The sequence below is a fragment of the Clostridium fungisolvens genome (assembly GCF_014193895.1).
GTDB classification, from domain to species: Bacteria; Bacillota; Clostridia; order Clostridiales; family Clostridiaceae; genus Clostridium_AR; species Clostridium_AR fungisolvens.
In genome coordinates this window covers 1362834-1378349 of the sequence record NZ_BLZR01000001.1, presented here as the reverse complement: position 1 = coordinate 1378349, position 15516 = coordinate 1362834, and the positions used below count along the sequence as shown (strand labels likewise).

Annotated in this window: 12 protein-coding genes and 1 other annotated feature; of the genes, 4 read left to right on the top strand and 8 right to left on the bottom strand. The window is 30.9% G+C overall.

Going from position 1 to position 15516, the window contains the following annotated elements; translation table 11 throughout:
• Positions 1-5 precede the first annotated feature (5 nt).
• The 4 genes from bsdtw1_RS05520 to bsdtw1_RS05505 all read right to left on the bottom strand — a co-directional run bounded on the left by bsdtw1_RS05520 (position 6) and on the right by bsdtw1_RS05505 (position 4759).
• Complete coding sequence (locus bsdtw1_RS05520) at positions 6-1181, bottom strand: aminotransferase class I/II-fold pyridoxal phosphate-dependent enzyme (protein ID WP_183276608.1); 1176 nt, start codon at positions 1179-1181, stop codon at positions 6-8.
• Entirely contained in the window at positions 1178-1657 is a 480-nt protein-coding gene (locus bsdtw1_RS05515) for an Lrp/AsnC family transcriptional regulator (protein WP_183276607.1), read from the bottom strand. The genes bsdtw1_RS05520 and bsdtw1_RS05515 overlap by 4 nt, the downstream gene beginning before the upstream one ends.
• A gap of 110 nt (positions 1658-1767) precedes the next feature.
• Positions 1768-2108: a binding site (T-box leader), on the bottom strand.
• Positions 2109-2234: 126 nt separating this feature from the next.
• Entirely contained in the window at positions 2235-3356 is a 1122-nt protein-coding gene (locus tag bsdtw1_RS05510; RefSeq protein ID WP_183276606.1) for a Ger(x)C family spore germination protein, read from the bottom strand.
• Positions 3353-4759, bottom strand: a complete 1407-nt coding sequence (locus bsdtw1_RS05505; protein ID WP_183276605.1) for a spore germination protein — start codon at positions 4757-4759, stop codon at positions 3353-3355. The genes bsdtw1_RS05510 and bsdtw1_RS05505 overlap by 4 nt, the downstream gene beginning before the upstream one ends.
• Positions 4760-4974: 215 nt before the next feature.
• Here bsdtw1_RS05505 and bsdtw1_RS05500 point away from each other — a divergent pair, with 215 nt between their 5' ends.
• Positions 4975-6045, top strand: coding sequence for a GerAB/ArcD/ProY family transporter (locus tag bsdtw1_RS05500; RefSeq protein ID WP_183276604.1), 1071 nt, complete (start codon positions 4975-4977; stop codon positions 6043-6045).
• Positions 6046-6076: 31 nt separating this feature from the next.
• On the opposite strand, the gene bsdtw1_RS05495 is transcribed toward bsdtw1_RS05500, so the two are convergent.
• Both bsdtw1_RS05495 and bsdtw1_RS05490 read right to left on the bottom strand, forming a co-directional pair.
• Positions 6077-7306 carry a winged helix-turn-helix domain-containing protein gene (locus tag bsdtw1_RS05495; protein WP_183276603.1) on the bottom strand — a complete coding sequence of 410 codons (1230 nt, stop codon included), beginning with the start codon at positions 7304-7306 and terminating at the stop codon, positions 6077-6079.
• A 123-nt stretch (positions 7307-7429) separates the two neighbouring features.
• On the bottom strand, positions 7430-8314 hold the full coding sequence (locus tag bsdtw1_RS05490; RefSeq protein WP_183276602.1) for a LysR family transcriptional regulator: 885 nt from the start codon (positions 8312-8314) through the stop codon (positions 7430-7432).
• Between the two features lie 200 nt (positions 8315-8514).
• On the opposite strand from bsdtw1_RS05490, the gene bsdtw1_RS05485 reads away from it, so the two are divergent.
• The 3 genes from bsdtw1_RS05485 to bsdtw1_RS05475 all read left to right on the top strand — a co-directional run bounded on the left by bsdtw1_RS05485 (position 8515) and on the right by bsdtw1_RS05475 (position 11448).
• The gene (locus tag bsdtw1_RS05485) at positions 8515-9522 is read left to right on the top strand and encodes a YeiH family protein (RefSeq protein ID WP_183276601.1); all 1008 of its coding nucleotides are present in this window, start codon (positions 8515-8517) and stop codon (positions 9520-9522) included.
• 294 nt (positions 9523-9816) lie between these two features.
• Positions 9817-10425 carry a histidine phosphatase family protein gene (locus tag bsdtw1_RS05480; RefSeq protein ID WP_183276600.1) on the top strand — a complete coding sequence of 203 codons (609 nt, stop codon included), beginning with the start codon at positions 9817-9819 and terminating at the stop codon, positions 10423-10425.
• 261 nt (positions 10426-10686) lie between these two features.
• Entirely contained in the window at positions 10687-11448 is a 762-nt protein-coding gene (locus bsdtw1_RS05475; RefSeq protein WP_183276599.1) for a DeoR/GlpR family DNA-binding transcription regulator, read from the top strand.
• Positions 11449-11721: 273 nt separating this feature from the next.
• Here the strand turns inward: bsdtw1_RS05475 and bsdtw1_RS05470 are convergent, their stop codons facing one another.
• Both bsdtw1_RS05470 and bsdtw1_RS05465 read right to left on the bottom strand, forming a co-directional pair.
• Complete coding sequence (locus tag bsdtw1_RS05470; RefSeq protein ID WP_183276598.1) at positions 11722-13461, bottom strand: ABC transporter ATP-binding protein; 1740 nt, start codon at positions 13459-13461, stop codon at positions 11722-11724.
• A 12-nt stretch (positions 13462-13473) separates the two neighbouring features.
• On the bottom strand, positions 13474-15207 hold the full coding sequence (locus tag bsdtw1_RS05465; RefSeq protein ID WP_183276597.1) for an ABC transporter ATP-binding protein: 1734 nt from the start codon (positions 15205-15207) through the stop codon (positions 13474-13476).
• Positions 15208-15516 lie beyond the last annotated feature (309 nt).

The window sequence follows — 15516 nt, the reverse complement described above, 5'->3', positions numbered from 1 at the left end:
TATTTTTATTTCGTTTCTTTAATCCTAGAAACAAATCTCTTTATTCTCTTCATAGCTTCCATTATCTCATCCATTGAAGTTGCATAACATGCTCTTATAAAGCCTGCACCACAATCGCCAAAGGCATTTCCCGGCACCACGAGAATCTTTTCTTCTAAAAGTAGTTTTTCACAGAATTCATCTGATGAAAGTCCAGTAGATTTGATACATGGAAATACATAAAAAGCACCTAGTGGTTCAAAACATTCAAGCCCCATTTCATTGAATGCATTTAGCATAACTCTTCTTCTTCTATTGTACTCTCTTACCATTTCTTGAACATCATCGTCACAATTTCTGAGTCCTTCGATTGCCCCATATTGAGCTGTTGTAGGCGAACTCATTATTGCATATTGATGTATCTTCTTCATCGCTTCTATTAAAACTGGATGACCACAAACATATCCAAGTCTCCAACCAGTCATCGCAAAAGCCTTAGAAAATCCATTTATAACTAAAGTTTTATCTTTTATTTCAGGAAAGCTTGCTATTGAAACATGTTTTTCCCCATAAGATAATTCTGAATATATCTCATCAGATAATATTATTATGTCTTTATCTTCTAGGAACTTCACTATAGGTTCAAGCTCTTCTCTTGTCATAATAGCGCCCGTTGGATTGTTTGGAAAAGGAACTATTAGAACCTTAGTCTTTTCAGTAATTGCTTCTTCTAAAAGTTCAACAGTAAGCTTGAATTGATCTTCTGCTCTTAAATTTATAACTACTGGAGTCGCCCCTGTAAAAGTAGTACATCCTTTATATGCTACAAAGCTTGGTTCAGGAATAATAACTTCATCTCCTGGTCCAACTAAAGCTCTAAGCGCTATATCGATGCCTTCACTTCCACCTACTGTTACAATTATTTGATCTTTAGGATCATATTTTAAGCAATACTTTCTATCTAGGTAAGCTGATATTTCTTCTCTAAGTTCTAAAAAACCTGCATTTGATGAGTAATGTGTATGACCTTTTTCTAGTGAATATATACCTGCTTCTCTTATATTCCAAGGTGTCACAAAATCTGGTTCTCCAACACCTAAGGATATAACATCATCCATTTCATTTATTAGATCGAAATACTTTCTTATACCAGAAGGAGGCATATTTCTTACATTTGATTTAATCATATCTTCAAGCATCATATAAATATATCCTCCCTATCATCCCTAGTCTTTTCTTCAAATATGGTTCCATTATCCTTATATTTTTTTAATACAAAATGAGTAGCTGTACTTAATACATTTTCTTGAACAGCAAGCTTTTCAGATACAAAAAGCGAAACTTCTTTAAGACTCTTACCTTCTACTATAACAGTTAAATCAAATCCACCTGACATAAGATAGCAAGCCTTTACTTCTGGAAACTTATATATCCTTTCAGCAACCTTATCAAAGCCTTCTCCTCTTTGAGGTGTAACTCTTACTTCAATTAGAGCTGTAACACTATCTTTATTAGTCTTTTCCCAATTTATTAAAGTTGTATATCCAACAATTACACTGTCATCTTCATATTTCTTTATTGTTTGCTTAACTTCTTCCAGTGGTCTTCCCGTCATCACCGCTATTTCCTCTTCAGTGTATTTACTGTTTTTTTCTAAGATTTCTAATATTTCATCCATATATAAAACCTCCCCAAAATATAATTTAATTAAATATTGTTTTCTTACTCCCAAATCAACTTTAACTCTTGTGTACAATTTGGGTAAATAAAAAAACTCCTCAATCCCTGGAAAGGGACGAAGGAGTATATTCGCGGTACCACCCTAATTAGTGCCTAAGCACTCTCTTAGTAGGAACATAATATTCTTAGTTAAAGGTTAATTACCATACTGCACAGACTATTTTAAACAATAATCCTTTAATGACTAATCAAACTTAATCCTAGAAATCTTTAATTCCTCTCCTCTATAACGTGAGGTCACGTCTTTGCCTACTTAAGACTAAAAATAATCTTATTTCTCAGCAAGAGATTCAAAGACTGCTTCCATAAAGTTTTTCTGCTATGCTTCCACCATCCATAGCTCTCTTTAAGAAATTACTTAATGTACTCTTTCTTATCAATATCTTTAGCGATGCAATTTTTATTAATTATACAAGTAAAATAACTAACTTTCAATAGTTTTATATATTTTTTATCATTTTATTAATTTATTCATTATATAAAAGTTAAATGCCCTTCGATTTCCATATCTATTTTTAAAAAGTTATATTTTTAGGATCACTGGCAAAATCAATTATCACATTTGTTTCTACTTGTAGCATAGTATTCTTTAAGATATTATTGTTTTTCTTACTCTCTGCAGGAAATCTTCTATAAAAATTTTCTTGGGCTTTTATCAAATCTACATTTTTCTCCTTATATTCATTAAAAATCTTATAACAACTAAAGTTTATATTTGCTTCGGCATCTTTTTGTATTTGTTGTATATTCTCATCAGTAAGCTTTATTTTTCCTTGAGTACCTCTATAAATTGCATGAACCTTCAAATGTTTTTTTATTATAAATACACCATCTTTATAATCATAATATGTTTTAGCTTTACATTTAGTCATTCTAAGTCCTACAGTGTTATTAGTACTATCAGGATTTCTCGCACTGATTGCTGCTGATTTTGCTTCATTCATCATCATATTGGTAGTTACAACATCCTTACTTGCTATTTCTCCCACATACTTAAAATCCTTAAGTATAGAATTACATTTTATTTCTAGGCTATCACCAGCATTTGTTCTTTTAGTTCTTATAACAGGCAATACAGTAATCTTACTGCCTATTGAACTATCATTGTATAATCTTCTTATGGTAGTATTAAAATTATTACTGGCCATAGTGTGAGCATTGTTTAATTGAGCTACTAAATAAAGGCCAAAAAACTTTTCACCATTCAATTTTATATCATCTATTGTTTCTGGATTTGAATCCCAAATCCCAACATAATTTCTTATAACAAATTCTTCAGCGCTTACAAACAAATCCATAATATCATCTATTCCCTCGGCAGCGGCCTTCTTAGTAAACAAAATAACTCTATTGTGAGTATAATTTATTGTTAGATTACTCTGGGAACTTATTCTGTTAATGATTTCAGAAGTATCTTTTTCTTTTACGTTTATTATTGTTCTTTGTCCTTCTTGCTTTATCCCTGACGTACTTGTTGTTGGAGCGAACCCTTCAACAAATATATTATATGTACCTTCATCATCAACATCAATTATTATTGAAGTTACAAGAAGCATTTTATCTAAATCCTTATAGTTTGTAGGAACTCCTACAAGGAAACAAAATATTACTATAAGTACTAAAATAAATTTTTTCATTTTTCTTTTCTCCTAAATATACTATCTGATATATTGCTAAGTCTTCCTCTTGTCAAATAGTCCTTATGCTTAAAGCTATAGCTGTGAACAGTTCCAAATGGCCAAAAATATTTATATCCACAACTATCTAGAGATCCAATATGCGCAATAACAACAATAAAAAATATATAAAAGCCATGTAATCCAAACAGCCCACACATTATTACATTGATCATACTCCAAATCGGCGTTACAGTAAGAATTTTAGGATTAATATATGAAGTTATAGCATATACCCCCATAATTATTATAGTTCCTTGAGATGCTAGCCCTGCACCAATTGCTGCATCACCTAAGATTAAAGCAGATACTATACTAAGTGGTTGACCAATATTAGAAGGCAATCTTTTTCCAGCCTCTCTTGCTAGTTCAAAGAAAAATAATATTATAATGACCTCCACAATAGTTGGAAAAGGAACTCCTGCTCTTGCCTCAGATATCTTAAATACAAATGTTGGAGGTATAAGTGAAAAATGATGAGTAAAAAGCGCTACATAAAATGCTGGCAATGTTATTGTAATTAAAAAAGACATAATTCTAAATATCCTTAAAACATCTACTACATTTTTATTTAAATAATAATCATCTGGAGCCTGAAAATACTCAATAAAGAAGCAAGGAGCAGTTAATGCAGTTGGACACCCATCCACTAAGACTGCCACTCTTCCTTCAAAAAGTCTTGAAACAACAATATCTGGCTTTTCTGTGTAACCAATTGTATCTAATTCAGTACCTTTATTCTTTAATTCCTCTTCAATATAATTTGTATCTAATATAAACTGTACATTTAAATTACTTATTTTTTCTTTAATCGTATTTACCAGAGAACCTTCTGCTTTCCCCTCTATATATGCCATTGCTACAGAAGTATTTGATTCCTTTCCAACCTCAAAATATAATATTTTAAGCTTTGTATTGCGAATCCTCTTTCTTATTAGTCCAATATTCATATTTAAAGACTCGTTGAAACCTTCTTGAGACCCTTTAATAACAGGGTCATTTAAAGGTTTATCCACCGCTCTTTGAACAGTTTTCTTAGCATCACAATATATCATTCCCTCTAGACACTCAAATAATATAATTACATCTCCAGACAATATGTGAATCAATGCATCATCCAAGCTATTTGTATCAGAAACATTATTTGTTTGTAAGATCTTTGTCTTAACAGTATTTATATCCGAACACTCAATATTTGTGCTCATTACTGGCTTTATTATATATTCACTTATGAACATATTATCTGAGATATTTTCAGAGAAAATTATTGTTACTAATCCATTCTTACAAAATACCTCTCTGTATTGTATATCAAAGTTATCTTTTAGCTTATCTTTTATATATTTTAAGTTTTCCTTATACATTATCAACACCTTTTTCTCTATTAATGATTTTATAATATAGATTGTGTCAATAATTGAATATATATGCAGACAAGTATCTTTTGTTACTTATCGTAACCTTTATCTACAACATCATCGTTATTACCTGTATATATAACGATTTAACAAAACTGAATATTTTTAGCTTTATTATAGTCATTAAGCATAATGTACAAATATCATTTAAAGGAGATATCATGGGTAAAATATCGTCAAAACACTTATTTTTTCTAATTGCATCACTCACTGTTGTTTCAATAAAGACTTATCCAACTATATTTACTAAACTAAGTGGACGCGATACTTGGATTTGCTTAATATTAGCTTCAGCTTTTATATTGCTATATTTTTCATTTATTCTCTTCGTCTATAAAAGAAAATGTTGTTACAATTTCATTGAGATTTACACAAGTTCCTTAGGAAAATTTTTAGGGTCTATTTTCATAGGACTTTTTGTATTAAATTTGTTCTTAACGCTTACGGAATGTGCAAGTGTAGAAGCTAGTGCAATGAATGTTAACTTCTTAATTTATACAAGAACCTGGCAGCTGTTACTCCTTACTATTCCTGCCGCAGCATATGTAGTTAAGAGAGGATACAACGCAGTACTCATTTCTGTGCTTATAGGTATCTTTTTTATAAGCATTTCAGGTGTAATATTAGCTATTATGACTGCAAAATATAAAGAATACATAAGATTACTTCCTATACTTGAATATGGTTTCAATTTAAAGCTTTTAATTTCAACCATTAAACTTGTAGGCGCATATGCCAGTGTAGCAATAATCTTCCCCCTATTTTATGATATTAAAGATACGAAAAATATACGCCTTTGGGGAACACTAGGAATAATTTTCGTAATTCAGATGCAAATCTTTTCAATGCTTGGAAATCTATCAACTTTTGAAATAGACGTATTTAATTCTATGTCCTATCCAAAACTTGTTCAAACTCAACTTATACGTCACTTTGGCTTTTTAGAAGCAGGCGAATTGTTTGTCATGCTTCAGATAGTTGGAGGCTGGTTTATCAAATTAGTAGTAACTCTTCAAGTACTAATGAAAATTTTTGAACACTATAAACTAAATAGAACTTCTGTACTTATAGCAATAAGCATAGCTTTATATATTACAGCCTACTTATGCAGCAGGAATCTATTTAATCTTTTTAAACTGTTAGACTATTATGTTTATATAAACTTAGCTAATTACGTTATAATACCGTTTTTCGTGTTTTTGATATTTTTGTTGAAACCTAAAAAACTATAAAATAAACGTTAATTAAAAAGAGCTGCCCTATTTAAGGCAGCTTCTTGTTTACTAGATTTGTGTTAAACACTAGTTTCTCAAGCACATCTATTCCATTTACCTCGATATATTCTGCACCAAGATATTCCATAAAGTCACTAAAACATTTCACTAAAGCATTTTCCATAGCTTTAGTTAAAGTTATATTCTCTTCCCACCACCAATTTATTATCTCTAAAGTTTTACTTTTTTTATTATATTTAGGTTCAAACCTTGCTATAAACTTATCTTTATATAATACTGGCAGCACATAATACCCATACTCTCTTATTTCTTTAGGTTTATATACCTCCCATGTATATTGAAACTCAAATATTTCTTTTATTAATTTTCTATCCCACATCAGATTATCCAGCGGAGCTATAAATGAAGCTTTACTCGGTACTTTTGAACTACTTAATGTCTTGTAAAGAGCTTTAATGTCATCTTTTCTTATATAGAGTATATGTTCAATATCTTCGACTTCAATTGGCAGCACCTCCCCACCATCTATTAATTCTTGAAAGGCTGTCTTTCTATCGTCACTCTTCATCCAATGTATACCAAGCCATGCATCGCTAGGCTTATTCCATAAAAGCCCTATTGCACCTATTCTTCTTTTAATTGCCCATTTAAAATATTCTGTTAAGTTTTTATTAGGATCAACTTTTTCAAGTATTTCTTTCTCAATATATTTATCTGCAAAATCATAGAATCTTCTTGTGCGTAACTTATGATGAACTATAAGTTCTCCCCAGAAATACATACTCTCAAGCGCAGCTCTTGATGCCCTTGTTGGTGCCCATGCCCAATCTACTTTTGTATCAAATTCTAAATCTTTTGATGAAAGTGGTCCCTTTTCTCTAATATCCCTTCTTATAAACTCTAAAATTTTATCTATTTCAACATCCCTATTAGAAAATCTTTCGAACCATTCTTCTCTATACCTTTTAAAATACGGCCAATCTTCAGTGCTAAAAATGCACATATTTTTATCCCAACCATCAATAAGCTTTCTATCTTCGTACAGCAGTTCATAGAGCATGCTAGCTTTAAAGTTCTTTATTCTTGACTGCAACACAAGATTAGAATTGTATCCAGCCACATCTAGTGGATCAAACTGAATGGCTCCGACTAGATTTATAAACTCCATTATTCCATTCTTTCCTTTGAGCTCTCTTGATGGAAGCAGCTTTTGATGATTTAAAATAAACCGCGCAGCCTCTTTTTTAGTTATTCTCATTTTCCCTCTCCTTTTATTATGTGATTACCAACTTAAATATCCATTCATATATTTCTAAAAACTAAAAATATAAATTCATCAGCAGCATTACTTAAGTCTCAATTAAAGATTACCTATATGCTTCTATTTTACACTTTTGTAAAATCCAAAAAATTCTTCAATAAAATCTTCTAGATGGTCTTTTATATAAACAAAGTTAAACTCTCTATAAATCTTAAACCCTTTAATGGGCACTACCTTTATATCACCTGATTTTATTTCGTTTAAAATAGTTTCTTTAGATATTACTGAATATCCCAGATTTGCATTGATTAAAGATTTTATCGCACTGATGCTTCCTATCTCCATATAGCCTGATAATTCACTATTTATAATATTTAATTCAATCAACCTTTTTTCAAATATATTCCTAGTTCCCGAGCCCTTTTCCCTCAGTATCAACTCTCCTTCTAGCACTTCTTTTATATCAACTTCTTTTCTTTTGGCAAATTGATGTTCTATTGAAACAGCTAATACAAGTTCGTCATCCTTAAGCTTTTTATGTATAAATTTATTTCTATCAAAATCGCCTTCAACAATTGCAAGATCAATGTCTCCTTTATATAACCTTTCCAGTATGTTATTTGTATTACTAACCTGAAGAAATAGCTTAGTATTGGTATGTACTTTTTTATATTTTCCTAGAATGGCAGGAAGTATATATCCTCCAATTGTCATACTGGCACCTATATTATAAGTCCTATTGATAGCGTTTTTATTTTTAAGTTCCACTTCAAGAGCCTTATAGTGAAGCTGTATTTCTTTCGAATGCTTATATAATATCTCTCCTTCTTCAGTCAATCTAACTTCTTTTCCATCTCTGGTAAATAGCTTTACATCATATTCCTCTTCTAAAAACCTTATATGCTGAGATACAGCAGGCTGCGTTATATTTAAAGCTTCAGAGGCCCTTGTAAAGTTTTTGAGTTCTGCAACAGTCATAAAGGTTTTTAATCTTACATCAATCATATCTACCTCCAAATATAATACTTGCTTATACAAAATAATATCACATAAGTTTTACTTATAGTAATATAAAAACTTCTAATTGGATTTTTCTTTACGATGATACTATATTAAAGATGTGTCAATAAAGTTGACGCTAATATATGCATATATTTACTAAAATAATCTTCACTTATACTAATATAAAAAAGGAGTATCACATTATGAGTTGGTTAAAGAAGAACTTACAAGGAATTGTTTTTTCCTTTATCATAGCTTTAGTTGCTAATATTTTAGGTTATAAATTCCCTGTAATAGGCGGTGCTGTATTTGGAATTGTCATAGGTATAATTATAAACAATGTTTTTAAGACACCTATAAAATACTCGGAAGGAATAGATTTTACATCAAAGATAATATTACAGTGGTCCATTGTAATTCTAGGGGCTGGACTGAGTTTAAAGCAGGTTTGGTATACAGGGAAAGAATCTGTTTATGTTATGTTTTTCACTTTACTAACCGCTTTTGTTACAGCTTTTATTTTTGGCAATCTTTTAAATATACCTTGGAAATTAAAATCTCTTATAGCTGTTGGTACTGCCATCTGCGGAGGTTCAGCCATTGCTTCAATCTCCCCAATTATTGATGCAGATGATAGTGAAATCTCCTACTCGATCTCCACAATATTTTTGTTTAATATACTAGCAGTACTTATATTTCCAACTTTAGGTCATATACTTAAGCTTTCAAATAGAGCCTTTGGACTATGGGCAGGTACCGCAATTAATGATACTTCATCAGTTGTTGCTGCAGGATATGTCTTCAGTAACATAGCTGGAGAATATGCTACCATAGTTAAACTTACAAGAACTACAATTATAATCCCTATATCAATAATATTTTCTATTATAATGTCTGTACAGAAAAAGAAAACCACCAGTGTTGGTAATTCAGTAAATTTAAATATGTCAAAAATATTTCCGTGGTTTATATTATGGTTCTTAGCTGCCTCACTACTCAATACTTTAGGTTTTTTTTCTGAGTACACTATACAACATATAAATAGTATTGGAAAATTTTTGATAGTAATGGCCCTATCTGCTGTAGGACTTAAATCTGACTTTAAGAAAATGATAAGCAGTGGATTTAAACCTATCTTGCTAGGCCTTATTGTTTGGCTTTCAGTAAGTATTGTCAGTCTTTTTGTTCAAGTATTTACGCATCAATTATAAAAACTTGTATCGTAAATGCTTTAAGGTCAATAAACTCTTGCCTTATATATCATTTTCCCAGTGCTTTATACAGCGAAAGCGCATATTTCCTATATATCCATATAATTATTTAATTAAATATTTTTATATTTTTATGTTTTTGAATTTATGGTCTTCTATTCATTATTTGTATTGTAGCAGTGTAATAACAATATTGACTTATAAATTGTCTACGTATAATATAAATTTATATTTAATGCTAGAGGAAATTTGAGCAGGAGAATAATTTTTATAACAATAATTTCGGGGGTAAAAATGAAAACTACTTTGTATTTAGTAAGACATGGAGAAACAAAGTGGAACACTGAAGGAAGGTTTCAGGGTTGCATCGATATAGAGCTTTCAGATAATGGATTTAATCAAGCAAGAAAGTTAAAAGATAGATTAAAAGAGTCTTTTGATTATGTATATACTAGTCCACTTAGCAGAGCAAAAAAAACTGCTGACACAATTTGTGAAGATACAACTATAAAACCAGTTGAAGAATTTAATTTAAGAGAAATAAACTTTGGAGATTGGGAAGGACTAACTATCTCTGAAATAAAAGAAACCTACTCTGAAGAATTCTTAAGATGGCGACAAGATGAGCTTATAGGTCCTATTTGTGGTGGTGAACAATCTATCAAAGCAGCAAGTGATAGAGCCCAAAAGGCTATATTAAAAATTGTTGAGGAACATAAAGGTTCAAGAATTGTAATAGTTGCTCATGGAGGCATAATAAAAGCCGCTCTTATAGGACTTTTTGAATGGAAGATGAATATGTATCACAAGTTTAATCTAGGGAATACATCTATAAACGAAATTACTTTTAATGATAAACTTGAACCTAGAATGGTTTCAATAAATGATTTACACCATCTATAGTAATCCTTCCTATAAGGCTTTATTGATAAAATCTCAAATTTATCAATAGAGCCTTCAAACTTTATCACTTCTTATCATTTCAATCAAACACTAAATTGTCTAGAAAATATGCCTTTGTTGTATTAATACTACATTACCTTAGCCCATGATTTTAAAACAGGCTTACTTATTAATAATTTTAGGCTATAATATAACTAGTGCTTAAGATAATAAATGATAACAAACAATAAAATTGATTATTTATATAGAGGAGTAAAACTTATGTTTGCAGAAGAACGTTTAAATGAAATATTAGACTTGCTATCAAAAGATGGTAAGGTATTAGTTAAAGATCTAAGTATTAGATTTAATGTTACTGAAGGTATGATAAGAAAGGATCTTCAAAAATTAGAAAAAGATGGAGCTATTAAAAGAACTTATGGTGGTGCTATTCTTAAAAGAAACATTGCTGAAAGCACCAGTATCTCAAATAGATTGATTAAGAACTTGGAATCTAAAAGAATTATCGCAGAAAAAGCTTTTGACTTAATTGAGGAAAATGACACTATATTTTTAGATGTATCAAGCATTAATTTTGTGCTTGCTGAGCTTATTGCAAGTAGTACAAAAAAGTTTACAGTTATAACTAACATGGTAGAGATAACCTCTGTTTTCAATGATTCCTCTAATGTCAATATAATTTGTATAGGTGGGACTTATAATAAGAGTCTTGGTGGTATAATTGGTTCTGAAGCTATAGAAAGCATAAGAAGATATAGAGTAAATAAAGCTTTCATGGGTAGTTGCGGCATAAATCTTTCTGATAGAACCATAAGCAATTTTGACCTAGAGGAAGGCAATACAAAAAAAGCAATAATGTCTTCTGCTAGAACTGTTTATATACTAATTGAAAATGAAAAATTCAATATAGATGGCACCTATAAATTTGCTGATTTAGACGATATTGATTATATCATTACTGAAGAAAAACCATCCTCTAAAATCTATGAGGCTATTAAAAAGTTTAATATCAACGTTATCTAAACTTATAAAAAACATTGAAACATCCAGGTTTAGGCTAAAAAAATCTTACACATTTTTTTGCGCATCTGCCTTTCCGAATGTATATGAGGAAAATCTGGCAGGCGACATATTATTCTTTTTTCATTCTTTAACTTATATTATGTCTTAATTCTGTTCTCATAATTATCCACAGATATAATTGAGATATAATTTCCTAAAGAATAAAAACTTCTCTTCCTTGATTTTTTTCAAGTTTGAGAAGTTTCTTTAATACCATAAATTATAAATCACATTCTAATTAGCCACTGCATACTGACTATTATATAGCTTTGCATAGAAACCATTTTTCATAAGAAGCTCATCATGATTTCCTTGTTCTATTATCTTTCCATTGTTCATCACCAGTATTAAATCTGCTTCTCTTATGGTAGAAAGTCTATGTGCTATAACAAAACTTGTTCTTCCCTTCATAAGTGATAGGAAAGCTTTTTGTATTCTAGCCTCTGTCAAGGTATCAATACTACTTGTTGCTTCATCTAGAATAAGCATAGACGGATTCATAAGCATTACTCTAGCTATAGTTAATAACTGCCTTTGCCCTTGAGAAAGATTAGCTCCATCTTCGGTTATCAATGTATCATATCCCTCTGGAAGTCTCTTTATAAAGCTATGTGCATAAGCAGCTTTTGAGGCATTTACTATTGCTTCATCTGTTGCATCAGCTTTTCCATAGGCTATATTTTCTCTTATAGTTCCAGCAAAAAGCCAACTTTCTTGAAGTACCATACCGAAGGAACTTCTTACACTTTCCTTTGTTACCTCCTTAATATCGTGTCCATCTATTAATATTTTACCTTTATCAATTTCATAAAATCTCATAAGTAAATTCACTAAGGTAGTTTTGCCAGCACCGGTTGGTCCAACTATAGCTACTGTACTGCCAGGATTTATATTCATGGTCAACCCTTCAATCAAGGGTCTATCCTTTTTATAAGAAAAGCTTACATTTTCAAATTCTACTTTTCCTTCTACCGCTTCGTTTCTAGACTGTTTATTTTGTTCTGACGGCTCACCCTGTTCATCTAATATAGCAAATACCCTCTCTGCTGAAGCTATAGCAGACTGTAGCTGGGTTGCTATACTTGTTATATCATTAATAGGTTTTGCAAATTGATTTGAATAAATTAAGAAACTTGAAATCTTACCTATTGAAAGTCCTCCAGCTACAGAAACAATCGCTCCTATTATTCCTGAAAGAATATAAGTAATATTGTTTATATATCTTGTACCTGGATTAGTTAAAGAAGAAAAAAACTGAGCTCTTCTACCACATTCGTATAATCTTCCATTGATTTCTTTAAAAGCTTCCTCTGATCTTTCTTCATAATTAAAAGCTTTAACTATTTTTTGATTACCAATTATCTCTTCTATATATCCATTTAACTCTCCAAGAGTCTTTGACTGTTCTTTAAACATCTTTTTAGAGTTTTTTGCAATAAATGAAGACAATAAGAAACATAACGGCGTAATCACAACTACCACTAAAGTTATAACTGGACTTAAATCAAGCATAAATATTAATGAACCAACAAAGGTTATGATTCCAGAAAACAGCTGAGTTATACCTTGTAGTAGCCCCTCAGAAATTGCATCTATATCATTAGTAAATCTGCTTATTATATCTCCATTAGCTTTACTATCATAGTACTTAAGTGGCATGGTATTTAGTTTTTCAAACAACTCGTCTCTTATATCTTTAACAGTTCTATTTGATATTACATTAGTAAAAATAGATAAAAACCACTGAAGCACTGCACTTAAGCCATATATTATTGAAAGAAACGCTACTATCTTTAATATAGCAGAAAAATTTACCTGTCCTTTCTTAACCATATAGTCTATAGCTTTACCAGTGAAAAAAGGTGCCACAATCGAAAGGATATTACTTGTTAGCGCAAAAACTATAACAAGAATTAATTGAATTCTATATTTCTTTACATATCTGAGTATTCTTATTATTGTTCCATTTTTCATTGACATGACCTCCTACTTCTCAACCTGAGAGAGGCAAATTTCTTTATAAACTTCACAGGTTTCTATAAGTTCTTTATGTGTGCCCAATCCAACTTGTTCACCATCATCTAAAACCAAAATTAAATCAGCATCTTTTACTGCATTGACTCTTTGAGAAACCATAACTAAAGTCATGCTTTCGGTATTATCTTTAAGTTCTTTTCTAAGTTGAGCATCAGTTGCATAATCCAATGCACTTGAACTATCATCTAAAATAAGAATCTGCGGTTTCTTTACTAAAGCTCTTGCAATTGTAAGCCTTTGCTTCTGCCCTCCAGAAAGATTAGTTCCACCTTGAGAAATTTTAGTATCATACTTAAACTCAAGTTTTTCGATGAATTCTGCAGCTTGTGCTATCTTTGCTGCTTTTTTTATTTCCTCATCAGAGGCAGTCTCAAGACCCCATTTTAGATTTTCCTTTATGCTTCCTGAAAATACTACAGCCTTCTGTGGAACTACACCTATTTTCTCTCTAAGCTTTACTTGGTTATAATTTTCCACTTTAATACCATTTACTTTTATACAACCATCATCCGCATCATAAAATCTAGGTATAAGGTTTATAAGTGTACTTTTTCCTGATCCAGTAGCCCCTATTATCCCAAATGTTTGCCCTCTACTTAACTTAAAGGAGATATCTTTTAGTGCATATTCCTTTGATCCTTTATAGGTAAATGACACATTTTCAAATTCTATTGCATCACTGCTTAGATTGCTTTCGTCCATTTCTTTTGAACCTAAAGAAATTTCTGGATCTATTATCGAACCTTTAGTATCAAAGATTTCATTAACACGTGCAGCTGAAGCTGCCGCTTTTGTGAAGGTAACTACTAGATTAGCCACTACTACTAAGGCAGAAAATATCTGTATAACATAATTTATATAAGCAATAACCTGCCCTTGGGTCATTCCACCTATATTTACACGAAATCCTCCAAACCATATTATAGCTATAATAGCAAAATTCATTATTATCGAAGTTGCTGGATTCATTAAGGCTGCAATACTACCTACTCTCACAGCAGTATCAGACAAATCTCTATTAGAAGTTTTAAATCTGTCTTTTTCATACTCAACCTTATCAAAGGCTCTAACAACTCTAACACCTGAAAGATTCTCTCTCAGTATCACTGCCAGTCTATCAAGTTTTCCTTGTACCTTTTTATATAGTGGAATAGATTTCCTCATTACCAAAAATAAAACTAATACAAATACAGGAAGTATGATAAGTATTACTATTGATAATTTTAAATCTAATAGCATAGCCATCACTATGCCTCCAATGCATAGAAAGGGTGCCCTAACAACCAAACGAATCCACATAGCTACTGCTACCTGTAATTGGTTTACATCATTGGTTGTCCTATTTATTAATGAGGCTGTTCCAAAACTATCAATCTCCGAATGTGAGAATGTCCCTATATGTTTAAAGATGGCATTTCTTACTACAGTTCCAAAGCCTTGAGATGCAATGGAAGCGAAATACTGACAAGTAAAAGCAAACATTACTCCCAATGTAGCTATTAAAAACATAAGTGCTCCCATCTTAAGAATATAGTTTACATCTCTATTCTTCACACCATTATCGATTACCAATGCCATTATCGTTGGAATCATCAATTCAAATATAGCTTCTAAAAGTTTAAAAAATTGTCCTAAGAATACATTTTTCTTATAGTTTTTTAAGAAAGGTATTAATTTAAGCATACTGTCTCCTCCTTGAATGCTCCTAAGTAAATCTAATTCAAGGTTTACTTGATATTATAAGTAACTCTTTAATTATAACAAACAGCAGACCATATGAAAAATTTTTATCGCACTTCAATCTTACAGTTCTCATAAAAAAACAAATTGGATTCAATTTACAAATCCAACTTGTTTTTACAGCGACTACAAGTAGTATTATTATCCTCTAACTCAATTCCACAATAATAGCAATACTCTATTTTAGGTCTAATATTTTGTTCTTTTCTAACTTGTCTTTCGGTCGCTCTTCTCTTGCTACTCCAGTTGCAT